The 19,020-nt window shown below is 74.8% G+C and carries 14 protein-coding genes; 7 read left to right on the plus strand and 7 right to left on the minus strand.

Annotated features, from left to right (window positions below):
* Window positions 1-56: 56 nt before the first annotated feature.
* The 3 genes from ACFYV5_RS13575 (at window position 57) to ACFYV5_RS13585 (ending at window position 3,909) form a co-directional block, all read left to right on the plus strand.
* Window positions 57-872, plus strand: a complete 816-nt coding sequence (locus tag ACFYV5_RS13575; RefSeq protein WP_389168085.1) for an NAD(P)H-binding protein — start codon at window positions 57-59, stop codon at window positions 870-872.
* 104 nt (window positions 873-976) lie between these two features.
* Window positions 977-1,822 carry an ABC transporter ATP-binding protein gene (locus ACFYV5_RS13580; protein WP_389168088.1) on the plus strand — a complete coding sequence of 282 codons (846 nt, stop codon included), beginning with the start codon at window positions 977-979 and terminating at the stop codon, window positions 1,820-1,822.
* Window positions 1,816-3,909, plus strand: coding sequence for an ABC transporter permease (locus tag ACFYV5_RS13585; RefSeq protein ID WP_389168091.1), 2,094 nt, complete (start codon window positions 1,816-1,818; stop codon window positions 3,907-3,909). Before ACFYV5_RS13580 ends, ACFYV5_RS13585 begins: the two co-directional genes overlap by 7 nt.
* Before the next feature lie 625 nt (window positions 3,910-4,534).
* Here the strand turns inward: ACFYV5_RS13585 and ACFYV5_RS13590 are convergent.
* Window positions 4,535-5,452, minus strand: a complete 918-nt coding sequence (locus ACFYV5_RS13590) for an NADP-dependent oxidoreductase (RefSeq protein WP_389168094.1) — start codon at window positions 5,450-5,452, stop codon at window positions 4,535-4,537.
* 132 nt (window positions 5,453-5,584) lie between these two features.
* On the opposite strand from ACFYV5_RS13590, the gene ACFYV5_RS13595 reads away from it, so the two are divergent.
* From ACFYV5_RS13595 to ACFYV5_RS13610, 4 genes are all read left to right on the plus strand, one after another.
* Window positions 5,585-6,838, plus strand: coding sequence for a LuxR C-terminal-related transcriptional regulator (locus tag ACFYV5_RS13595; protein ID WP_389168097.1), 1,254 nt, complete (start codon window positions 5,585-5,587; stop codon window positions 6,836-6,838).
* A 208-nt stretch (window positions 6,839-7,046) separates the two neighbouring features.
* Window positions 7,047-8,738, plus strand: a complete 1,692-nt coding sequence (locus ACFYV5_RS13600) for a bifunctional 3'-5' exonuclease/DNA polymerase (protein ID WP_389168100.1) — start codon at window positions 7,047-7,049, stop codon at window positions 8,736-8,738.
* Between the two features lie 79 nt (window positions 8,739-8,817).
* Window positions 8,818-9,204, plus strand: coding sequence for a DUF6479 family protein (locus ACFYV5_RS13605; protein ID WP_389168103.1), 387 nt, complete (start codon window positions 8,818-8,820; stop codon window positions 9,202-9,204).
* 19 nt (window positions 9,205-9,223) lie between these two features.
* Window positions 9,224-10,159 (plus strand): sigma factor-like helix-turn-helix DNA-binding protein, encoded by a 936-nt coding sequence (locus ACFYV5_RS13610; protein ID WP_389168105.1) that lies wholly within the window; start codon window positions 9,224-9,226, stop codon window positions 10,157-10,159.
* A 31-nt stretch (window positions 10,160-10,190) separates the two neighbouring features.
* Here ACFYV5_RS13610 and ACFYV5_RS13615 read toward each other — a convergent pair whose 3' ends face one another.
* From ACFYV5_RS13615 to ACFYV5_RS13640, 6 genes are all read right to left on the minus strand, one after another.
* On the minus strand, window positions 10,191-11,510 hold the full coding sequence (locus tag ACFYV5_RS13615) for an MFS transporter (protein WP_389168108.1): 1,320 nt from the start codon (window positions 11,508-11,510) through the stop codon (window positions 10,191-10,193).
* Between the two features lie 95 nt (window positions 11,511-11,605).
* Window positions 11,606-12,985 carry an aspartate aminotransferase family protein gene (locus ACFYV5_RS13620; RefSeq protein ID WP_389168111.1) on the minus strand — a complete coding sequence of 460 codons (1,380 nt, stop codon included), beginning with the start codon at window positions 12,983-12,985 and terminating at the stop codon, window positions 11,606-11,608.
* Window positions 12,982-13,692, minus strand: a complete 711-nt coding sequence (locus ACFYV5_RS13625) for a pyridoxamine 5'-phosphate oxidase family protein (RefSeq protein WP_355113181.1) — start codon at window positions 13,690-13,692, stop codon at window positions 12,982-12,984. The genes ACFYV5_RS13620 and ACFYV5_RS13625 overlap by 4 nt, the downstream gene beginning before the upstream one ends.
* Window positions 13,693-13,761: 69 nt before the next feature.
* Window positions 13,762-15,078: a lysine N(6)-hydroxylase/L-ornithine N(5)-oxygenase family protein gene (locus tag ACFYV5_RS13630; protein WP_355113182.1), complete on the minus strand. Its 1,317-nt coding sequence runs from the start codon at window positions 15,076-15,078 to the stop codon at window positions 13,762-13,764.
* Window positions 15,079-15,118: 40 nt separating this feature from the next.
* Window positions 15,119-16,366, minus strand: coding sequence for an APC family permease (locus tag ACFYV5_RS13635; RefSeq protein ID WP_389168114.1), 1,248 nt, complete (start codon window positions 16,364-16,366; stop codon window positions 15,119-15,121).
* Between the two features lie 334 nt (window positions 16,367-16,700).
* Window positions 16,701-18,953, minus strand: coding sequence for an FAD-dependent oxidoreductase (locus tag ACFYV5_RS13640; protein ID WP_389168117.1), 2,253 nt, complete (start codon window positions 18,951-18,953; stop codon window positions 16,701-16,703).
* Window positions 18,954-19,020: the final 67 nt, after the last annotated feature.

The raw sequence follows: 19,020 nt of genomic DNA on the forward strand, positions 1-19,020 counted from the left end.
GACCCGCCCCACCAGAATGATCCTCACCGAACACGATCACGAAATCAGGGGGAATCATGCTGCTCGTCACCGGTGTCTCCGGCGGTCTCGGCTCGCTTGTCGCGGAGCGTCTCGCCGGTCGCGACGGCGACGTCCTCCTCGGCACGCGCGCCGGACTGCCCGGCACCCGTCTCGTCGACTTCGACGACCCGGCCACCCTGCCGGACGCCTTCGCCGGGGTGGACACCCTGCTGCTGATCTCCGCCGGTTACGGAGAGGACGACACCGTCATCGCCCGTCACGAGGCCGCCATCTCCGCCGCCGAGCGGGCCGGGGTGGGCCACGTCGTCTACACCAGCCTCTCCGGCGACGGCGACCACCTCCCGTACGCCCTCGCGCACCGCTGGACCGAGCGGCGGCTCCAGCGGTCGACCGTCGAGTGGACCGTCCTGCGCAACGGCCTCTACGCCGAGTTCCTCACCTGGATCGCCACGCCCGACGCCGGCAACCGCATCACCGGCCCCCTCGGCGAGGGTCGGCTCGCCGCCGTCGCCCGCGAGGACCTCGCCGAGATCGCGGTCTCCGTCGCCACCGACCCGGCCCGGCACGCGGGCCGCACCTACGAGCTCGTCGGCGAACGCCCTCTCGGCGGCGCGGACCTGGCGGCCGCGCTCGGCGCCACGTACACCCCCGGCACGCTCGCCGAGGCGCGCACCGCGATCGCGGCCTCCGGGGCCATGGCCTTCCAGGTGCCGATGCTGACGGGGACGTACTCGGCCATCGCGCACGGCTTCATGGACGGCACGGGGGTGAAGAGCGACCTGCGGGATCTCCTTGGCCGCGAGCCGCTGGACGCGCTGGAGGTGTTCGTGGCGGCCGTACGGCAGGGCTAGCCGTACGGCAGGGCTAGCCGTACGGCGGGGGTAGGGCCAGGCATACCCCGCAGACGCCCTCCAGTGGTCGTGATCGGCGGTCGCGGAAACGGTTCGCTTGAGCCATGACCTCAACGGCCGTACGCCTCACCGACCTTCGCCGCCACCACCGCGACGTCCGCGCCCTCGACGGCGTCGACCTCGACTTCCGTGCCGGCACCTTCACCGCCGTCATGGGCCCCTCGGGGTCCGGCAAGTCCACGCTGCTGCAGTGCGCGGCCGGTCTGGACCGGCCGACCGGCGGGACGGTCGAGGTGGGCGGGGTCGCCCTGGAGGGACTGAGCGAGCGGCGCCTGACACTGCTGCGGCGGGACCGGATCGGATTCGTCTTCCAGTCGTTCAACCTGCTCCCCTCGCTCACCGCCGCGCAGAACGTGGCCCTGCCGCTGCGGCTCGCCGGACGCCGCCCGTCGCGTCGCGAGGTGCGGGAGGCGCTGGAACGGGTCGGGCTCGGCGGGCGGGAGAAGCACCGCCCCGGGGAGCTGTCCGGCGGACAGCAGCAACGCGTGGCGATCGCCCGGGCGTTGATCACCCGGCCGGCGGTGCTCTTCGGGGACGAACCGACCGGTGCGCTGGACTCGACCACCAGCCGTGAGGTTCTGACCATGCTGCGGGAGCTGGTGGACCGGGACGGCCAGACCATTGTCATGGTGACGCACGATCCGGTGGCGGCGGCGCGGGCGGACCGGGTGGTGTTCCTGGTCGACGGACGGGTGGAGGGGGAGCTGTACGGGCCGACGGTCGAGGCGGTCGCGGCCCGCATGGCGGGACTGGAGACGTCGGCGGTGTCGGCGGTGTCTGCGGCGGCGGCGGTGGCGGTGGCGGTGGCGGCACCGTGTGGGACGTCGGGTCCGTCGGGTCCGTCGGGGGCACAAGGGGCGCCTTCGCAGACGGGGGCCGTCGCATGCTGACCGTCGTCCTCTCCGGGCTCCGCGCCCGCTGGGCCGCCTTCCTCGGCAGCTTCCTCGCCCTCGCCCTCGGCGTCGGGCTCCTCACCACCATGGGCCTCGGGCTCGCCTCGACCTTCGACGCCCCCGAGCGCGCACCCCAGCGGTTCGCGTCCGCGCCGGTGGTCGTGAAGGGGAAGGACGCGGTCACCGTCGACGTCCGGCGAGGGCCGGACACGGCCTCCGTCTCCCGCCCGCTCGACCGTCCACAGCCTGTGGACACCGAACTCCTGGGCGAGCTGAAGGCCCGCTGGACCGTCACCACCGCCGGCGGCCCCGACGCCGTCGGCGTCCACGGCCCCGCCGCCGAGATCCGTACCCTCGTCGGCGACCGCGCCCAGGTCCTCACCGGGAACGAGCGACGGCTCGCCGACCCCGAGCCCGGGCGGGACGCCGAGGCGCTCGTCGCCCTCAACTCCCTCCTCGGCACCGCGGGCGGAGTCACCACCTTCGTCTCCGTCTTCGTCGTCGCCTCCACCTTCGCCTTCGCGGTCGCCCTGCGGCGGCGGGAGTTCGGCCTGCTGCGCACCGCCGGGGCCACGCCCGGCCAGGTGCGGCGGATGCTCCTCGCCGAGGCCGCGGGCGTCGGGGTCCTCGCCTCGGCCACCGGTTGCTCGCTCGGCGCGTGGGGTGCGCCGTGGCTGGCGCGGGTACTCGTCGACGGCGGTCTCGCCCCCGACTGGTTCACGATCGGCGCGGCCACCTGGCCGCTGCACGCCGCCTTCTGGACCGGGGTGACCGTCGCCCTCGCCGGGGCCGTGGCCGCCTCCCGCCGGGCCGGGAAGGTCGGCCCGACGGCCGCGCTGCGCGAGGCGGACGTCGACACCGACGTCCTGCCGCTCGGCCGGGCGCTGCTCGGTACGGGACTGCTCCTGACCGGCGCCGGGCTGCTCGTGTGGACGTGCGTCACCGAGCCCTCGGAGCTGCTGAAGCGGAAGACGTACACGACGGTGCCGATGCTTCTGATCACCGGCGTCGCGCTGCTCGCCCCGCTGCTCGTCCGGCCGGTGGCGCGCGCCCTGCGGCTGCCGGGAGCGACGGGGATGCTCGTACGGGAGAACAGCGCGGCGGCCGTGCGCCGTACCGCCGCCGTGGCAGCGCCCGTGCTCGTCACGGTCGCGCTGGCCGGCTCGCTGCTGGGCTCGGCGACGACGGTGACGAGCACGAAGGCGGCGGAGGCACGGGAGCAGACGGCCGCTCGGTGGGTGGTGAGCGGTGAGGACCTGCGGCCGGTGCCCGGTGCGTCGGCGACGGGCGCCACCTCCGTCTTCGTACGGGACGGCGCCGAGGCGCTCGTGAAGTACGGGGCCCGGGCGGTCTCCGACCCGGCGGCGTTCGCGGACCTGGCGCGGCTGCCGGTGGTGGCGGGGGACGTACGGGACCTCGACGACCGGTCGATCGTCGTCGACGAGGAGTGGGAGCGGCGGACGGTCGGCGAGCGGGTCGAGGTGTGGCTCGCGGACGGGAGCGGGCCGGTGCGGCTGCGGGTCGTGGCCGTCCTGGCGCGCGGGACGGGGGACAACGGGCCGTACGTGACCCGGGCGAACGCGCCGGGCGCGGTGGTGGACCGGATCGAGGCGGAGGCGGTCGGCCCCGGGCCGGAGGCGCTCGCGGCGGCGGGCGGGACGGTGCGCACGGTGGAGGCGTGGGCCGCCGCCACCCACCCCACGACCAGCCGCGAGACCCGGCTGGGCCTGCTCCTGGTCCTCGGTATCGCGCTCGTCTACACCGTGATCGCGCTCGCCAACACGCTGCTGATGGCGACGTCGGTACGGGGCGAGGAGCTGGCCTCGCTCCGGCTGGCCGGCGCGACGCGGGGCCAGATCGTACGGGTCGTGACGGGCGAGGCGGCCCTGGCGGTGGCGATCGGCGCGTTCCTCGGCCTCGCGGTGACGGCGGTCGATCTGGGGGTGCTGGGGGCGGGGCTCGCGGCACTGTCCGCGCCGGTCGCCCTGTCGGTGCCGTGGGGCGCGGTCGGAGCCGCGGCAGGGATGTGCGGGGCGGTCGCCGTGGCGGCCTCGGCGCTCCCCGCGTGGCGCGCGACGCGCTGAGCGAGGAAGGTGGATGAACGGGGCGGTGACCGGGGTCGGAGCCGGGTCACCGCCCCGCCCCGCGCGGGTGGCGGGCTTGCGCGGGGGGTCGGTGGGGCGTGCGCGGGGGTCGCGGGGACCAGCGCGGGCCTGGCGAACGCCTGCGCGGGCCTGGTGAGTACGTGTGCGGGCCTGGTGAGGACCAGCGCAAGCCCGGCGAAGGCCCCGCGCGAGGGCGGTGAGGCCTGGGCGGCGGCCGGCGTGGACGCGGCGCGGGCCTGGCGGAGGCCCGCGACGGCGGTGGGAACGGGCGCGGGCCGGATACGGCCCCGGGTCCAAGCTCGGTGAGGCCCGGGCAGCCTCGGTACAGACCCCTGAGCCAGGGCCGGTACGGGCCACGGGCAAGGCCCCGTACGGGGCCGGGGACACCCGGCACGGACCTGGCCACCGGTACTGGCCCGCAGGCTGGGTGCGGCCCCGGGCAAGGCCGGTACGGGCCACGGGGCCGGGGACGCCCGGCGCGGACCTGGCCACCGGTACTGGCCCGCAGGCTGGGTGCGGCCCCGGGCAAGGCCGGTACGGGCCACGGGGCCGGGGACGCCCGGTGCGGGTCCGGCCACGGGGCCCGCAGCGAACCAGGCGGCATCTACGGCAGCAGGATCAACTTGCCGCGCACGTGGCCCGATTCGCTCAGTTCCTGAGCCCGCGCCGCCTCCTTCAGGGGAAGGGTCTCCGCCAGTCGGATCGACAGGCGGCCCTCCGTCATGAGGCCGAGCTGCGTGGTCAGCCCCTCGCGGACCACCTCAGGCGCCGCGGTGACACCGGAGAAGACGATGCCGTGTTCCGCCGCGTCCGTCGCCGCGATCGTGACGATGCGGTCCTTGCGCCCCGCCACCAGCTCGATCGAGACCGGCAGCGTGTCGTGGCCCGCCGCGTCGAAGACCGCGTCGACGCCTCCCGGCGCCGCCGCCCGGACCCGGTCCGCCAGGCCGTCGCCGTACGTCACCGGAATCGCGCCCAGCTCGCGCAGGTACCCGTGGTTGGCCTCCGACGCCGTGCCGATCACCGTGACGCCCGCCGCGACCGCCAGCTGGACGCCGACCGACCCGACCACGCCCGCCGCGCCGTGCACGAGCAGGGTCTCGCCCTCCTCGACGCCGAGCAGGGCCAGCACCCGCGCGGCGGTCTCGCCCGCCACCGGAAGGCTCGCCGCCTGCTCCCACGACAGGCCGGCCGGCTTGGGCACGAACAGCTCGGCCAGGGCGTACTCGGCGTACGCGCCGGTCGTCGTCCAGCCGAGGACCTCGTCACCGACCTCGACGCCGTTCACGTCCGGCCCGAGCGCCTCCACCGTTCCGGCGAACTCCAGGCCCGGCACGGCCGGGAACGTCGTCGGGTAGAACGCCTCCACCCAGCCGTAACGGCGCTTGTGATCCACCGGGTTGACGCCGACAGCGGCCACCTTCACCCGGACCTGGCCGCGGCCCGGTTCGGGCACCGCGACGCCGGTCTCGTGGCGCAGCACGTCCGGGCCGCCGAACTCGTCGTACACGATCGCTTCCATGACATCTCCTCAGGTCGCCGGTTCGGTCTCCAGCTTCGGTCGACGGCCCCCTCCTCCCGGCCGGCCGAACGGCCAGTCCCACCTGTCCGAAAGGCCAGCCGTGGACAGGGTGGGGCTCACTACGCTGATCCCATGGACGCGACCACGCTGACCACCGCGTACGAGATCATCCGGCAGCCGCTCGGCGAGATCCTGCCCCGGCTGTCGGCCGCGCTCGCGCCGCTGATCCCGCACCGGACCGCCGCCGAACTCTCCACGCACTGCGCGCACTCGCCCTTCAAGGTGGTCGGTGAGACCGGCCTTCTCACCGCTGCCGAACTCACGCCGCTGCTGGCCTCCGGCACACCCGGCGAGCCCTGGCAGGGCCGGGCGACGGTCGGCGGCGCGGAGCGCGAGGTCGTCGCCGTCACCAGCGACGCGACGGCGCGCCGCTCGGTCCTCGTGCTCGTACGGGAGGACGGCGCCGGCGCCGGACCCGTACGGGACGAGATCCTGGCCGTCGCGCAGGCCCTCTGGGACCTGGTAACCAGTCACTTCGACCGGTTCGCGGTGGAGGCCCTGCCGGGTGCCCTGGCCCGTTCGCGGGCGGCGGCCGACACCCGGGCCCGGGTGATCGCGGAGCTGACGACGACGCACGCGGCCGCGCTCTCCGGGATCCTCGGGGTGCTCCGCAGCCGGGCCCTGGAGGACGGAGCGGCCCGGGCGACCGCCACGGACCTCGCCGTCAGCGCGCTCATCGAGATGCGGGCGGAGTCGAAGCGGGACCGCGCGGTCGCCGAGGAGCCGGCCCGGGAGGCCTTCGAGCGGCTCGCGGACGGGCTGCGGACGATGCTGCGGCACAGCCCCGTACGGCTCGAACTCGGCCCGCCGCCGGACAGCCCGCGCTCACTGGCGGCGGACGTGGCGCACGGCGCGCGGGCGATCGTCCGTGCGCTCCTGCTCGTGGTCCTGGAACAGGACTCGGTGAGCCGGGTCCGCGTCGACTGGCAGATCACGGAGCACGAGCTGCGGGCCACGCTGCGGGACGACGGCGCGGGCGCCCTGGACGCCTGCCCGCTCGGTGCGGGCAGCATCACCGACCGGCTGGAGGTGCTCGGCGGCCGGCTGGAGCTGGACGCCGTCCCCGGCTGGGGCACGACGATCACGGCGACCCTCCCGCTGGCCACCCCGGACGCACCGGCCACGGCCGTGGACCCGCTCACCGGCCTCGGCGGCCGCGAGCTGGAGGTCCTGACCCAGCTGGCGCTCGGCCACCGCAACCGCCGGATCGCGCAGGAACTCCACATCAGCGAGTCGACGGTGAAGTTCCACGTCGCCAACATCCTGACGAAGCTCGGAGTGGGCTCCAGGGGCGAGGCCGCGGCGCTCTTCCACAAGGCGGCGTGAAGGCCCCGCTGCGCGCGAACGGCACGAGGGGGCGTGGCGGCGCCCGTTGCGTGCGAGCGGCCGCGTTGTAGCGGCGTGAGCGGGCGCGCTGCGGCGGCGGCCCGCAGCGGAAACAGGCACGCGGCGGTACGAGCAGGATCGACGTCCGCGGCGACGCCATCGGTGCGGTGGCCAGGTGCTGTCAGTGGCAGGTGCCAGACTCGCACCCATGAGCGAGAGGTGGGCGCTGGCCGGTGAGGCGGAGGGGGACGGAGCGCTGCTCGTCCCGCTCGGTCCCGACGGGCTGCCCGCCGGGGCCGTCGTCCGCGAGGCGGATCTCGTCGAGGCCGTGCGCGCACGGCCCGGCGTCGCCCGCTGGGTGTGGCGGTCGAGCGCCGAGGTCCTTCCGCGGCTCCTCGCCGCCGGCGTACGCGTCGAGCGGTGTTACGACATCGAGGTGGCCGAGCAGCTGCTCCTCGGCCACGAGGGGCGGCTCGGGGAGCCCCGGTCCGCCGCCGCCGCCCTCGCGCGGCTGCGGAACGCCCCCGTACCGCCCGATCCGCCGCAGAGGGCCGCCGAGCCCGGCTCCCAGGACTCGCTCTTCGAGCCGGTGCCGTCCTCCAGGATCCCCTTCGAGGGCCTTCTCGAGGTGTACGCCGAGCAGCAGCGGCGGCACGACCGCACCGAGCACCCGGGGCGCATGCGGCTGCTCACGGCGGCCGAGTCCGCGGGGATGCTCGTGGCCGCCGAGATGCACCGGGCCGGGCTCCCGTGGCGGGCCGATGTGCACCGGGAGCTGCTGCACGAGCTGCTCGGCGAGCGGTACGCGGGAGGCGGCGAGCCGCGCCGGCTGGCCGAGCTCGCCGACGAGGTCTCGGCCGCCTTCGGCCGCCGCGTCCGGCCCGACCTGCCCGCCGACGTGGTCAAGGCCTTCGCCCAGGCCGGTATCCGGGTGCGGTCCACCCGCCGCTGGGAGCTGGAGGAGCTCGACCACCCGGCGGTGAAGCCGCTCATCGCCTACAAGAAGCTGTACCGGATCTGGACGGCCCACGGCTGGTCCTGGCTCCAGGACTGGGTGCGCGACGGCCGCTTCCGCCCCGAGTACCTGCCCGGCGGCACGGTCAGCGGCCGCTGGACCACCAACGGCGGGGGCGCCCTGCAGATCCCCAAGGTCATCCGGCGGGCCGTCGTCGCCGACGCGGGCTGGCGGCTGGTCGTCGCCGACGCCGACCAGATGGAGCCCCGGGTGCTGGCGGCGATCTCCCGCGACCCCGGCCTGATGGAGGTCGCCGGGCACCCCGACGACCTGTACACCCGGCTCTCGGACCGCGCGTTCTCCGGCGACCGCGAGCACGCCAAGCTCGCGCTGCTCGGCGCCGTCTACGGCCAGACCAGCGGCGACGGACTGAAGAACCTGGCCGCGCTGCGCCGCCGCTTCCCGAAGGCCGTGGCCTATGTCGACGACGCGGCGAAGGCCGGCGAGGAGGGCCGGCTCGTCCGGACCTGGCTCGGCCGGACCAGTCCGCGCGCGGTCGGCGCCGGCGAGGACGAGGAGGCGGGCATCCCGCAGGAGGGCGGCGAGCCACCGGCGGCGGACGCCGAGTTCACCCCCGGATACGCCTCCAGCAACGCGCGGGCGCGCGGCCGCTTCACCCGTAACTTCGTCGTTCAGGGCAGCGCCGCGGACTGGGCGCTGCTGATGCTCGCCGCGCTGCGCCGCGCCACCGCGGGGATGCGGGCCGAGCTGGTCTTCTTCCAGCACGACGAGGTGATCGTGCACTGCCCGGCCGAGGAGGCGGAGGCGGTCACGGAGGCGATCCGCGCGGCGGGGGACGAGGCCGGACGGATCGCGTTCGGACAGACGCCGGTGCGTTTCCCGTTCACGACGGCGACGGTGGAGCGGTACGCGGACGCGAAGTGAAACTCGTCCGCGCGGAAATTTCACACGACCGCGGGAAGCAAAATGTCCCATACCGCCCCAGAGCGGGTAGGTGTAGGACATGAACGCTTTCCTCATCGATTCCGCAGGGGTCACCACGGCAGCCGGGATCTGGCAGTCGGGGCTGGCCCAGGTCCTCGGCGGCCTGGTCGTGGTCGCCGTTCTGATCGGCGCGTTCGTGCTGGGTATGCGCATCAGGGACAAGGAGTCCCCGACACCCAAACCCGAGGAGCAGCCGCACCGGCCCGAGGGTGGGCTGCCCGGCGAGACGTCCGAATACCGCAGGCCCGCCGAGATGCCGCGGACCGACGGCGAGCACCGGCTCATGCCGTACCAGCTGAAGGACGGCAGCGAGACCTCGCCCGAACCGCCGAGCGAGGAGAAGCGCAAGTGGGGCGGGATCTCCAGCGGCGGCTTCGGCAGCGGCGGACCGGGGCACGGCGACTGACCGCTTACGGAGGTTCCGAGTGGTGGTCGATCACGCGGTGAACCATGACGGTCGTGATCTCGTGGCCTCGGTGGACCGCTTCGAGGAGTACGGGCCGCGGCTGCGGGCGGTCGCGTACCGGATGCTCGGCTCGCTCGCCGAGGCGGACGACGCCGTCCGGGAGGCGCGGCTGCGGCTGCGGCTGAGCCGCTCCGGCTCCGGCTCCGGCTCCCCCGACCTGGGCCCCGGCGATCCGGCCGACCGGCCGATCACGGCGGTCGCCCGGGTCTGCCTGGACCTGCTGCGGTCCCGCGAGGCGCGGCGCGGAGACCCCTGGGACCCGTGGGGCGCGGGCGAGCCTGGACAGCCGCACCGGCCCGAGCAGGTCACGGACCCCGAGGAGCGGGCGCTGCTCGCCGACCCGGCCGGCCCGGCGATGCTCTCCGCCCTGGACACGCTGACGCCCGCCGAACGGCTGGCCTACGTGCTCCACGACCTGTTCGCCGTCCCCTTCGAGGAGATCGCGCCGATCGTGGAGCGCACCCCCGCCGCCGCCCGGCAGCTCGCGGCCCGGGCGAGGCGGCGGGTGCAGGGCACGGAGGAGATGCCGGAACCTGACCTGCCGCGCCAGCGCGAGGTCGTCGCCGCCTTCCTCACCGCGGCGCGGAGCGGGGATGTGGACGCGCTGCTCGCGCTCCTCGACGCCGATGTGGTGCTGCGGACGGACGGGGAGGCGGTACGGAGCGGGGCCGGCATCGCGCACGGGGCCTTGGCGGTGGCGGAGAGCTTCGCCGGCCGGAGTCGGTCGGCGCGTCTCGCGCTGGTGGACGGAGCGGCCGGACTGGCGTGGGCACCGGCCGGCCCGCCGGTGTCGGTGGTCGCCTTCACGGTCATCGACGGCCGCGTCACGGCCCTCGACCTTCTGATGGACCCGCCCCACCTCGACCGCCTGGACGTCCAGCTCCTGCCGGACTGAGCGCCCCGCCGGCCCCGGCCGACCAGGCCGGTCAAGAAGTGGTCGCCCCGGTGCCCTTCGCCTCCGCCGCGGGTCGGGGCGTCGTAGGAGTAGGAGTGGGAGTGGGAGTGGGAGCGGCCTGGGGCGGGAGGTCCTGGCGGGTTCTCACCGGCGAGAGGAACACCGGCAGGAACGCCGTGGCGAGCAACGCGCCGCCCACCCACATGGTCGGGTGGATGCCGACGAGCTCCCCCAGCAGCCCCGCGATCGCCGCCCCGACCGCGAGCGCGCCCGTGAGCAGGAACCGGAAGGTCGCGTTCATGCGGCCGAGCATGGCGTCCGGGGTCATCCGCTGACGCAGGCTGACGCCGAGGACGTTGTCGATGCCGGTCTTGAACATCGCGAGCAGCCACCCGGCGCCCGCGACCCACAGCCACAGGCCCTGCCCGATGAGCGGGACGAGCAGTCCGGCGGGGGCCAGCACGAGACCCGCCAGGCCCAGGGTGCGCCCGTAGCCGAGGCGGGCCGCCACCGACCGCGCACAGCGGGAGCCGAGCAGCAGCCCGAGGCCGCCGGCCGCCCAGTAGATACCCAGCATCCCTGCGGAGAGCCCCAGTTCGCGAACGAACAGCACCGGCATCATCGTGTTGAGGATCTGCGAGCCGAGGTTGGTGAGCGCGGCGCACAGGGCGAGCGCCCGCAGCTCCTTGTTCCCGAGGACGTGCCGTACGCCGGCCGCGATCTGTGCGCGCAGCGGTTCCCGCGTCCGGTCGGCCGGTACGGCGGGCGCCGCCGCCTCCTTCAGCCACAGGAGCCGTACGGCGGAGGCCAGATGGCTCACCGCCGCCCCCGCCACCGCCAGCGGGGCGGTGAGCAGCTGGACCAGGCCACCGCCCGCTCCGCGACCGACGACGTTGGTGACGGCCATCAGGCTGACCATGGCCGCGTTGGCCTGGACGAGTCCGTCCCGCCCGACGAAGCGGGGCAGGATGCTCTGCCCGGTCACGTCGTAGAAGACGGTGGCGCAGCCGCTGAGCAGCACGACGGCGTAGAGCTGGGTGAGGGTCAGGGCGTCGCACCACCAGGCGACGGGCACGGAGGCGAAGAGCAGTCCGCGGGCCGTGTCCGCCGCGATCAGGACGCGTCGTTGGGGCAGCCGGTCCACCCAGGCCCCGGCGGGAAGGCCGATGAGCAGGAAGGCCAGGGTGGCGAGGGTGGCGAGCGCCCCCACCTCGCCGGGGCTCGCGTCCAGGGCCTCGACGGCGATCAGGGGGACGGCGACGTATCCGGCGTTGGTGCCGAGGTGGCTGAGGACGGCGGCGGAGAACAACGTACGGAAGTCGGATACGCGCCAGGGTGAATCGGATCGCATGTCTGCGAACCTGCCGCACCCCGACGCGTCAGCACAAGCGAGTAGTTCTTCAGTGACGATGAAGCAGGGCTACACCGTTCGCGCCCGGCGCTGGATCAGCGCGTCTCCGCGTCCGCGACCTCCAGCGCCTCGTCCAGGATCGCGAGCCCCTCCTTCGCCTCCGCCTCCGTCAGGTTGCAGGGCGGGGCGACATGGATACGGTTCATGTGGACGAAGGGCCACAGCCCGCGCGCCTTGCACGCCGCGGCGACCCGGCCCATCGGCGCGGCCGCCTCGCCGGTGGCCGCGTAGGGGACGAGCGGTTCACGCGTGGTGCGGTCGGCGACCAGCTCCAGGGCCCAGAAGGCACCCAGCCCCCGGACCTCGCCCACGCTGCGGTGCCGGGCGGCGAGGTCGCGCAGCCCCGGGCCGAGAACGCGCGCGCCGAGGTCGGCGGCGTGCTCGACGACGCGCTCGGCGCGCATGGTCTCGATGGTGGCCACCGCCGCCGCGCAGGCCAGCGGATGCCCGGAGTAGGTGAGGCCGCCGGGGTACGGACGGTCGGCGAAGGTCGCGGCGATCTTCTCGCCGATCGCGACCCCGCCCAGCGGTACGTAACCGGAGTTGACCCCCTTGGCGAAGGTGAGCAGGTCCGGGACCACGCCCCAGTGGTCGGCCGCGAACCAGCGCCCCGTACGCCCGAAGCCGGCCATCACCTCGTCCAGGACGAACACGATGCCGTAGCGGTCGCACAGCGCGCGCACCCCGGCGAGATAGCCGTCCGGGGGCACCAGGACACCCGCCGTACCGACCACCGACTCGAGCAGGACCGCCGCGATCGTGCCGGGCCCCTCCCCGACGATCGTCTCCTCCAGGTGACGCAGGGCCCGCTCGCACTCCTGCTGCTCGTCCGTGGCGTGGAAGGACGACCGATAGGCGTACGGACCCCAGAAGTGGACGACCCCTGCCGCGCCCGTGTCCGAGGGCCAGCGGCGCGGGTCACCGGTCAGATGCATCGCGGTGGAGGTGGCGCCGTGGTACGAGCGGTACGCGGACAGGACCTTGTGGCGGCCGGTGTGCAGCCGGGCCATCCGTACCGCGTGCTCGACCGCCTCCGCGCCGCCCGTGGTGAAGAAGATCCGGTCCAGATCCCCGGGCGTGTGCTCGGCGATCAGCCGGGCCGCCTCCGAGCGGACGTCGACGGCGAAGCTCGGGGCGACGGTGCACAACTGCCCCGCCTGCTCCTGGATCGCGGCGACGACCCGTGGGTGCTGGTGGCCGATGTTGGTGTAGACGAGCTGGGAGGAGAAGTCGAGGTAGCGGTTGCCCTCGTGGTCCCAGAAGTACGCGCCGGAGGCACCGGCCACGGGCAGCGGATCGGTCTGCGCCTGCGCGGACCAGGAGTGGAAGACATGGGCGCGGTCGGCGGCGCGCGCGGAGGCGTTGGTGCGCGCGGTCCCGTCGGTGCTCCCGGTGGCGTCGGTGGTGCGCGTCATGCCTGCACCTGCTCCCCGGTCAGGACGCGGCCCGCGCGCGCCGCGATGTGCGCGGGCGGCTCGATGCCGGCCGGCAGGACGGGGTCGGCGACCGGCTCCCCGAAGGTGGTGACGACCGGCAGCACCCCGGCCCACAGCCCCAGTTCCGCGTCCGGCCCGTCACCGTCGTCCGGCGGACCGACGGCGATCTTCACCGAGGCCTCGACGAGGTCGAGCGCCACGACCGCGGTCGCCGCGAGCTCCTTGCGGCTGGGCTGCCGGGCGTACTCCCACTGCCCCGGCGCGCACTGCTCCGTGAGCGCCCGCAGCCCCCGCAGCTTCTCCTCCGGGTCGGTCACAAGACGCGGTACGCCGTAGATCATCGCGCAGCGGTAGTTGACGCCGTGCTCGAACACGGAGCGGGCGAGTACCAGGCCGTCGACGTGCGTCACCGTGACGCAGACGGTCGCGTCGGGGGCCTGGACCAGGCTGCGACTGGCGACCGAGCCGTGCAGATAGAGCCGGTCGCCGTCGGTGCCGTACGCCGTGGGCACCACCATCGTGGTGCCGTCGACGGTGACGCCGAGGTGGCAGAGGAAGCCGGCGGCGAGCACCGCCTCCAGATCGGCGCGCCGGTGGCTGCCCTTGTGGCGCATCCGGCGCAGCCGGGTGCGTTCGGTAGGAGCCAGTTCGTCCGGTGCGGGTACCTGTTCGGCGGCGGTGCTCATGTGTCCTCTTCTGGGGTCGTACGTACCGACGTGCGTCCGTGCTGCGGTGCTTCTGGGGTTCTACGGGCTTCAGCCGCGCGCCGCCACCGGTGCCCGCCTGTCGGAACGGCGGCGGGCCGCCAGCGAGTCGCAGATCTCGCCCGCCCGTACGGCGGCCATCGACAGGAGGTTCGCCGTGATGCCGTGGCTGTGTTCGGTGCCGCCCATCAGGTAGACGGCGGCCTCCAACTCCGGTCCGGTGTGCACCCGGTAGTCGCGGTGCACCCGCAGCCGGCCGTCCTCGTCGCGCTCGCAGGCGGCGTTCAGCTCGCCGAGCAGACGGGCCGGGTCGGGCTCGGTGTAGCCGGTGGCGTAGACGACGGCGTCGGCGGTGAGCGCCTCGGTCTCACCGGTCGCCAGGTTGCGCACCCGCACCCGGACCTCGTCGGCGTCCGCCTCGACCGAGGTGAGCTGCGAGGCGCCCATGATGCGCAGCCGCTGTTCGCCGCGGACCTTCTCCTGGTAGGAGCGGCGGTAGAGCTCCTCGATCAGGTCCATGTCCACGACGCCGTAGTTGGTGTTGCGGTGGTAGGCCATCAGCTTGCGGCGGACCTCCGGGTCGGCGCCGTGGTAGAGGTCGACGGCCTCCGGGTCGAAGATGCGGTTCGCGTACGGGCTGTCGTCGGCGGGGCTGTAGCCGTAGCGCGTGTGGACGGCGACGACCTCGGCGTTCTCGTACGTACGGTGCAGGTGGTCGGCGATCTCGGCGGCGCTCTGCCCGGCCCCCGCGACGACGAAACGGCGCGGGGTCTCCGTGGGCAGCGCGGCGAGCCGGTGCAGGAACTCGCTGCTGTGCCAGAGACGTTCGGAGGACGCGACGCCCTCGGGCATCCGGGGCACGAGGCCGGTGCCCAGGACCAGGTTGCGGGCGCGGTAGGTGACCGCCTCGGTCTCACCGAGCGCGGTGACGTCGACCTCGACGACCGGGCCGGCCTGGGTGGTGGAGCGGATGGCGGTGACCTCGAGGCCGTAACGGACCATGTGATCCACACCGTTGGCGGCCCACTGCAGATAGTCGTGGAACTCCTCGCGGGTGGGGAACAGCACCTTGTGGTTGATGAAGTCGACCAGCCGGCCCCGGTCGTGGAGGTACGGCACGAAACCGAAGCGGCTCCGCGGGTTGCGCATCGTGGCGAGGTCCTTGAGGAACGAGACCTGCATGGTGGCGTCCGGGATCAGCATGCCGCGGTGCCAGCCGAAGGAGGGCTGCTTCTCCAGGAAGACGGCGGTGAGCTTCTCGTCGGGCGCGGCCTGCTCGTTGTACTCCTCGATGGCGATGGCCAGGGCGAGGTTGGCGGGGCCGAAGCCGACGCCGACGACGTCGTAGACGGGAGTGGTCTCGTTCATGGCGGGGCCTTTCGCGGAAAGGGTCGGGTGGAGCGGGACGTCAGGCGGAGCGGGTGGCGGTGACGGCGACGCAGCCGGCGGCGAGGAGCAGCGCGAGCAGCAGGCCGGTACCGGCGAAGGAGAGGAAGACGGCGGCGATCACCAGGGTCACGACGGCGGTGGTGCGCAGGGCGCGCCCGGTGCCGCGGGCCCGGAGGGCGGCCGCCGCCGCCGCCACGTACAGCAGCAGGAACGCGCTGCTGGTGACGATGAGGACGATCTCCTCGCCGGTGCCGGTGAGGGTCAGGCCGCCGAGGACGGCGGTGTAGGCGAGGGTCAGCGCGACGGTGGCGGGCACCGGACGGTCGGCGAGGGAGCGCGGCAGGATGCGGTCGCGGGCGGCGGCCCGGACGACGCGGGTGGCGCCGAGGACCCAGGCGTTGGTGGCGACGACCGCGAGGCCGAGGGCGAGCAGATCGCCGACGACGGCGCCGGTCTCGCCGAGGGAGGCTCCCAGCAGGGCGGTGATGACGACGGGTTCGTCGCCGGGCACGGCCAGGTAGGCGGCTGTGACGGCGGCGTAGAGCAGCCCCACGATGGGGACGGCCCAGCGGATGGCGCGTCGGTAGCTGCGGGCCGGGTCGTCGACCTGATCGGCGAGGGTGGAGACGTTCTCCCAGCCGAGGAAGGAGAAGAACGCGGTGACGACGGCGATGCCGACGCCGCCCCAGCCCTGGGTGAGGAAGGGGGTGTACTCCCCCGCGTCGAACCGCGGCGCGGCGAGCGCCACGGCCCCGCCGAGCCCGAGCAGCAGCACGACCAGGGAGGCGGCCTGGACCCGGGCGCCGGCGGTGAGACCGAGCAGGGTGAACGCGGCGGAGAGGGCCATGAAGCCCATGGCGATCGGGTAGACGGGCCCGTCGGGCTGCCCGAGCAGGCCGAGGAGACAGCGGGCGGAGACGATGCCCATGACGGGGTTGCCGATGACGTACGTGGCGACGAGCAGCAGCGCGGCGGCCCGTCCGGGTCGCCGCCCGAGCCCGGCGGTCACCATGGCGGCGAGACCGGCGGCGTCGGGCCGCCAGGCGGACATCTCCGCGAAGAACCGGGCGAACGGATAGGAACAGACGGCGAGCGCCAGCCACGCCACCACGGAGGCCGGCCCGGCCTGCCGCTCGGTCAGCGCGGGCACCAGCAGGATGCCGGTCCCGACGAGGCTGCTGACGTAGAACACGACGAGCGCCCGAACTCCGAGTCGCCCGGTCACCTCCGCGCCGTCGGACGCGGGTCGGGACATGAGATCCGTCATGGGTGTCACCTCCGGTGGGGGGGTTGAGGGGTGGGGGGTGGGAAGGGGTCGGCGGACGGTGAGCGCGGGCGAGCGGGCCGGCACCGGGCGGCCCGGACGGTGGCCGCCAGGCCACTGAGCCGTGGTCCCAGGCCCGGTCACCGGTCCTGGGGATCACCGGACCGGAACCAGGGGCCGTCAGGCCACCGGGCGTTGCCTGACGTGCGACCAGCCATCGACGACCGGCTGCCGCCAGGCGGCGGCCGGTGCCGGTCGAGCGAGCGCGAAGTCGCTCGGCGACGCCGGGGCCGCCGGCCCGACCGGCCCGACCGAAGGGCCGCCTGGTGCCCCGGTGTCAGGCGCCTGAGAGGACGTCCAGGGCTTCCGCAGCCGCCAGTTCGGCCGCCGCCGGGGCCGTCTTGAAGCCGGCGCCCGACCAGCCGGTGGCGAGCACGATGCGGCTGCCGGACCGTTCCCTCCCGAGGTGGGGAAGGGAGTGCGGGGTGTAGAGGTCCACGCCCTGCCGGCCGCCGAGAAAGCGGGCCGCCGGGTCCGCGAGCCAGGGCCAGCGCTCGGCCGCGCCTTGGCGGATGTACGCCACGTGCTCGTCGGTGAGCGTGTCGTCGCCGCCCGCGGGTACATCCCACTCGTCGACCGGCCGCCCCGCCATGTATCCGCCCGCCGCCTCCCCGGTGACCTGGGGCCGCCCCCAGACGCCGGTCACCATGTCGACGACGGTCGGCAGACCGGCCGTGTCGGGGTGGTGGAAGAAGCCGTACCGAATGCTCTTCGTACGCCCGGCGTCCGAGCCGCTCAACCGGTGCCCGGCGATCGCCCCGGTGCCGCTGCCCGCCGCCAGGACGACGGCCAGGGCCTCGACGGGTCCCCCAGGCTCCAGCAGGACCCGCACCCGGTCCGCCCCGGGCGGCGCGACCAGCTCCCGCACCCGGGCGGGCAGCAGCCGGGCGCCGTGGGCCAGGGCACGGTCCCGGTAGACGCGGGCGGTGCGCGGCGGATCGGCGTAGCCGCCCTCCGGCTCCCACACGGCCGCGGTCACCCCGTCGACCGCCAGCCCGGAGAACCGCTCCCTGAGCGTCCCCGGTGTCAGCAACTCGGCCGGCACCCCGGACCCGTTCAGCTCGGCGACGCCCTTCTCGGCCTGTTCCAGGTCGGCGTCACCGCACAGCACGAGCGACCCGGTCGGCACGAAGCCGTACGGTCCCGGCACATGAGCCGCGGGCCCCCAGGCCAGCTGGTGGCTGCGCAGAGCGAGCCCCCGCAGGTACGGATCGGCCTCGAAGGCCCGTACGAGCCCACCGGACCAGGCGGTCGCGTGGTCCCGGCGCCCGTCCATCGGCGCGACGAGCGCCACCCGCGCACCCTGCCGGGCGAGTACGGCGGCGGTCGCGGACCCCACCACACCGGCGCCGACGACGATCACGTCATAGGCCCGCCCGCGGTGACCACCGCCCGTGGACGGCTCCGGCGCAGGTACGGGTGCAGGTACGGGCACGGATACAGGGACGGGTACGAAGTCCCAGCCCACGCTCCCCTCCACCGGCTCCCCGGCCGCGGTGAACGCCCGATCGGCATGGGCACGTACAGCGGCGAGCAGGATCCGCCCGGTCCGCTCCGGGTCCTCCGTGAGGGCCTGGGTGGCCGCGGCGAACGCGGCCATGACGTGGGTCTCCGGACCTCCGCGCATCCGAGCCACCCGGGCGGCGCCCCGGTGCGCGTCCCCGAGGAGCTCGGAGAACTCGTCCACCGCGCAGTCGTCGGTGAAGTACAACTCCCCACCGAACCCCGCCTCCCGCCACTCCCCGCCGACCCGCGCGGCCCCACCGTGCGTCCCGCACACGACGAGCGCGGTCAGGGAGTCCGGAGCCGCGGCGTCGATCCCGGGACCGGAGAGGATGTCCGGGCCGCTGCCCGCCTCCGAGGCCCTCTCGGGACCGCCCCCGGAGGGGCGGCCTGCCGCCAGCGGCCCGACGCCCGGCAGGGCGCCCGTCGCCGGAGCGCTGCCGTCCGAGACGACCGGCCCGGCCGGCACCCGGCCGCTACCGAGACCAGCTGTGGGACCGGCTGGACCGGCTCCGGAGCCCGCATCCGACGGCCAGGCGTCCCGTACGAGACGGGCCAGGCCCTCCCCGTACGCCGTCCCGTCGTGCGTGACGGCGATCCGGGTGTGGCCCGCCGCGCCGACGGCCGTGAGCAGGTCCGCCGCCTGGGCGCGGTCGTCCGGGCACCAGCGCAGCACCGTGCCCGCGCTGTCGGCGAGCAGGTCCGGCGTCGTGGCCAGCGGCAGCAGGACGGGCAGTCCACCCGCCCGGTAGATGGGAAGCGCGGCCCGCGCGCCGGCGCTGTTGAAGTGGCCGATCACCAGTGTGTGCCGGCCCTCGGCGACGACGGCCTCGGCGATCTGCCGGGACGTCTCCGCCTCGCCCCGGTCGTCGTACAGCTCCCAGTTGACGGCCCCGTGCAGGGCCGCGGCCCGCTCCAGGTGCTCGCCCCAGGCGGCCCGGGGCCCGGAGAAGGGCCCCACGACGGCGCCACGGGGCAGCCCGGACTCGTCACCCGCGGCGTCGACACGCACACACTCGACGCCCACGGACTCAACACCTCCGAACCCGAACCCGAACCTCGACCCGGACCCGGACCCGGACCCGGACCCGGAC

Origin of the sequence: Streptomyces sp. NPDC003035, assembly GCF_042888285.1 — a bacterium.
Lineage (GTDB): Bacteria > Actinomycetota > Actinomycetes > Streptomycetales > Streptomycetaceae > Streptomyces.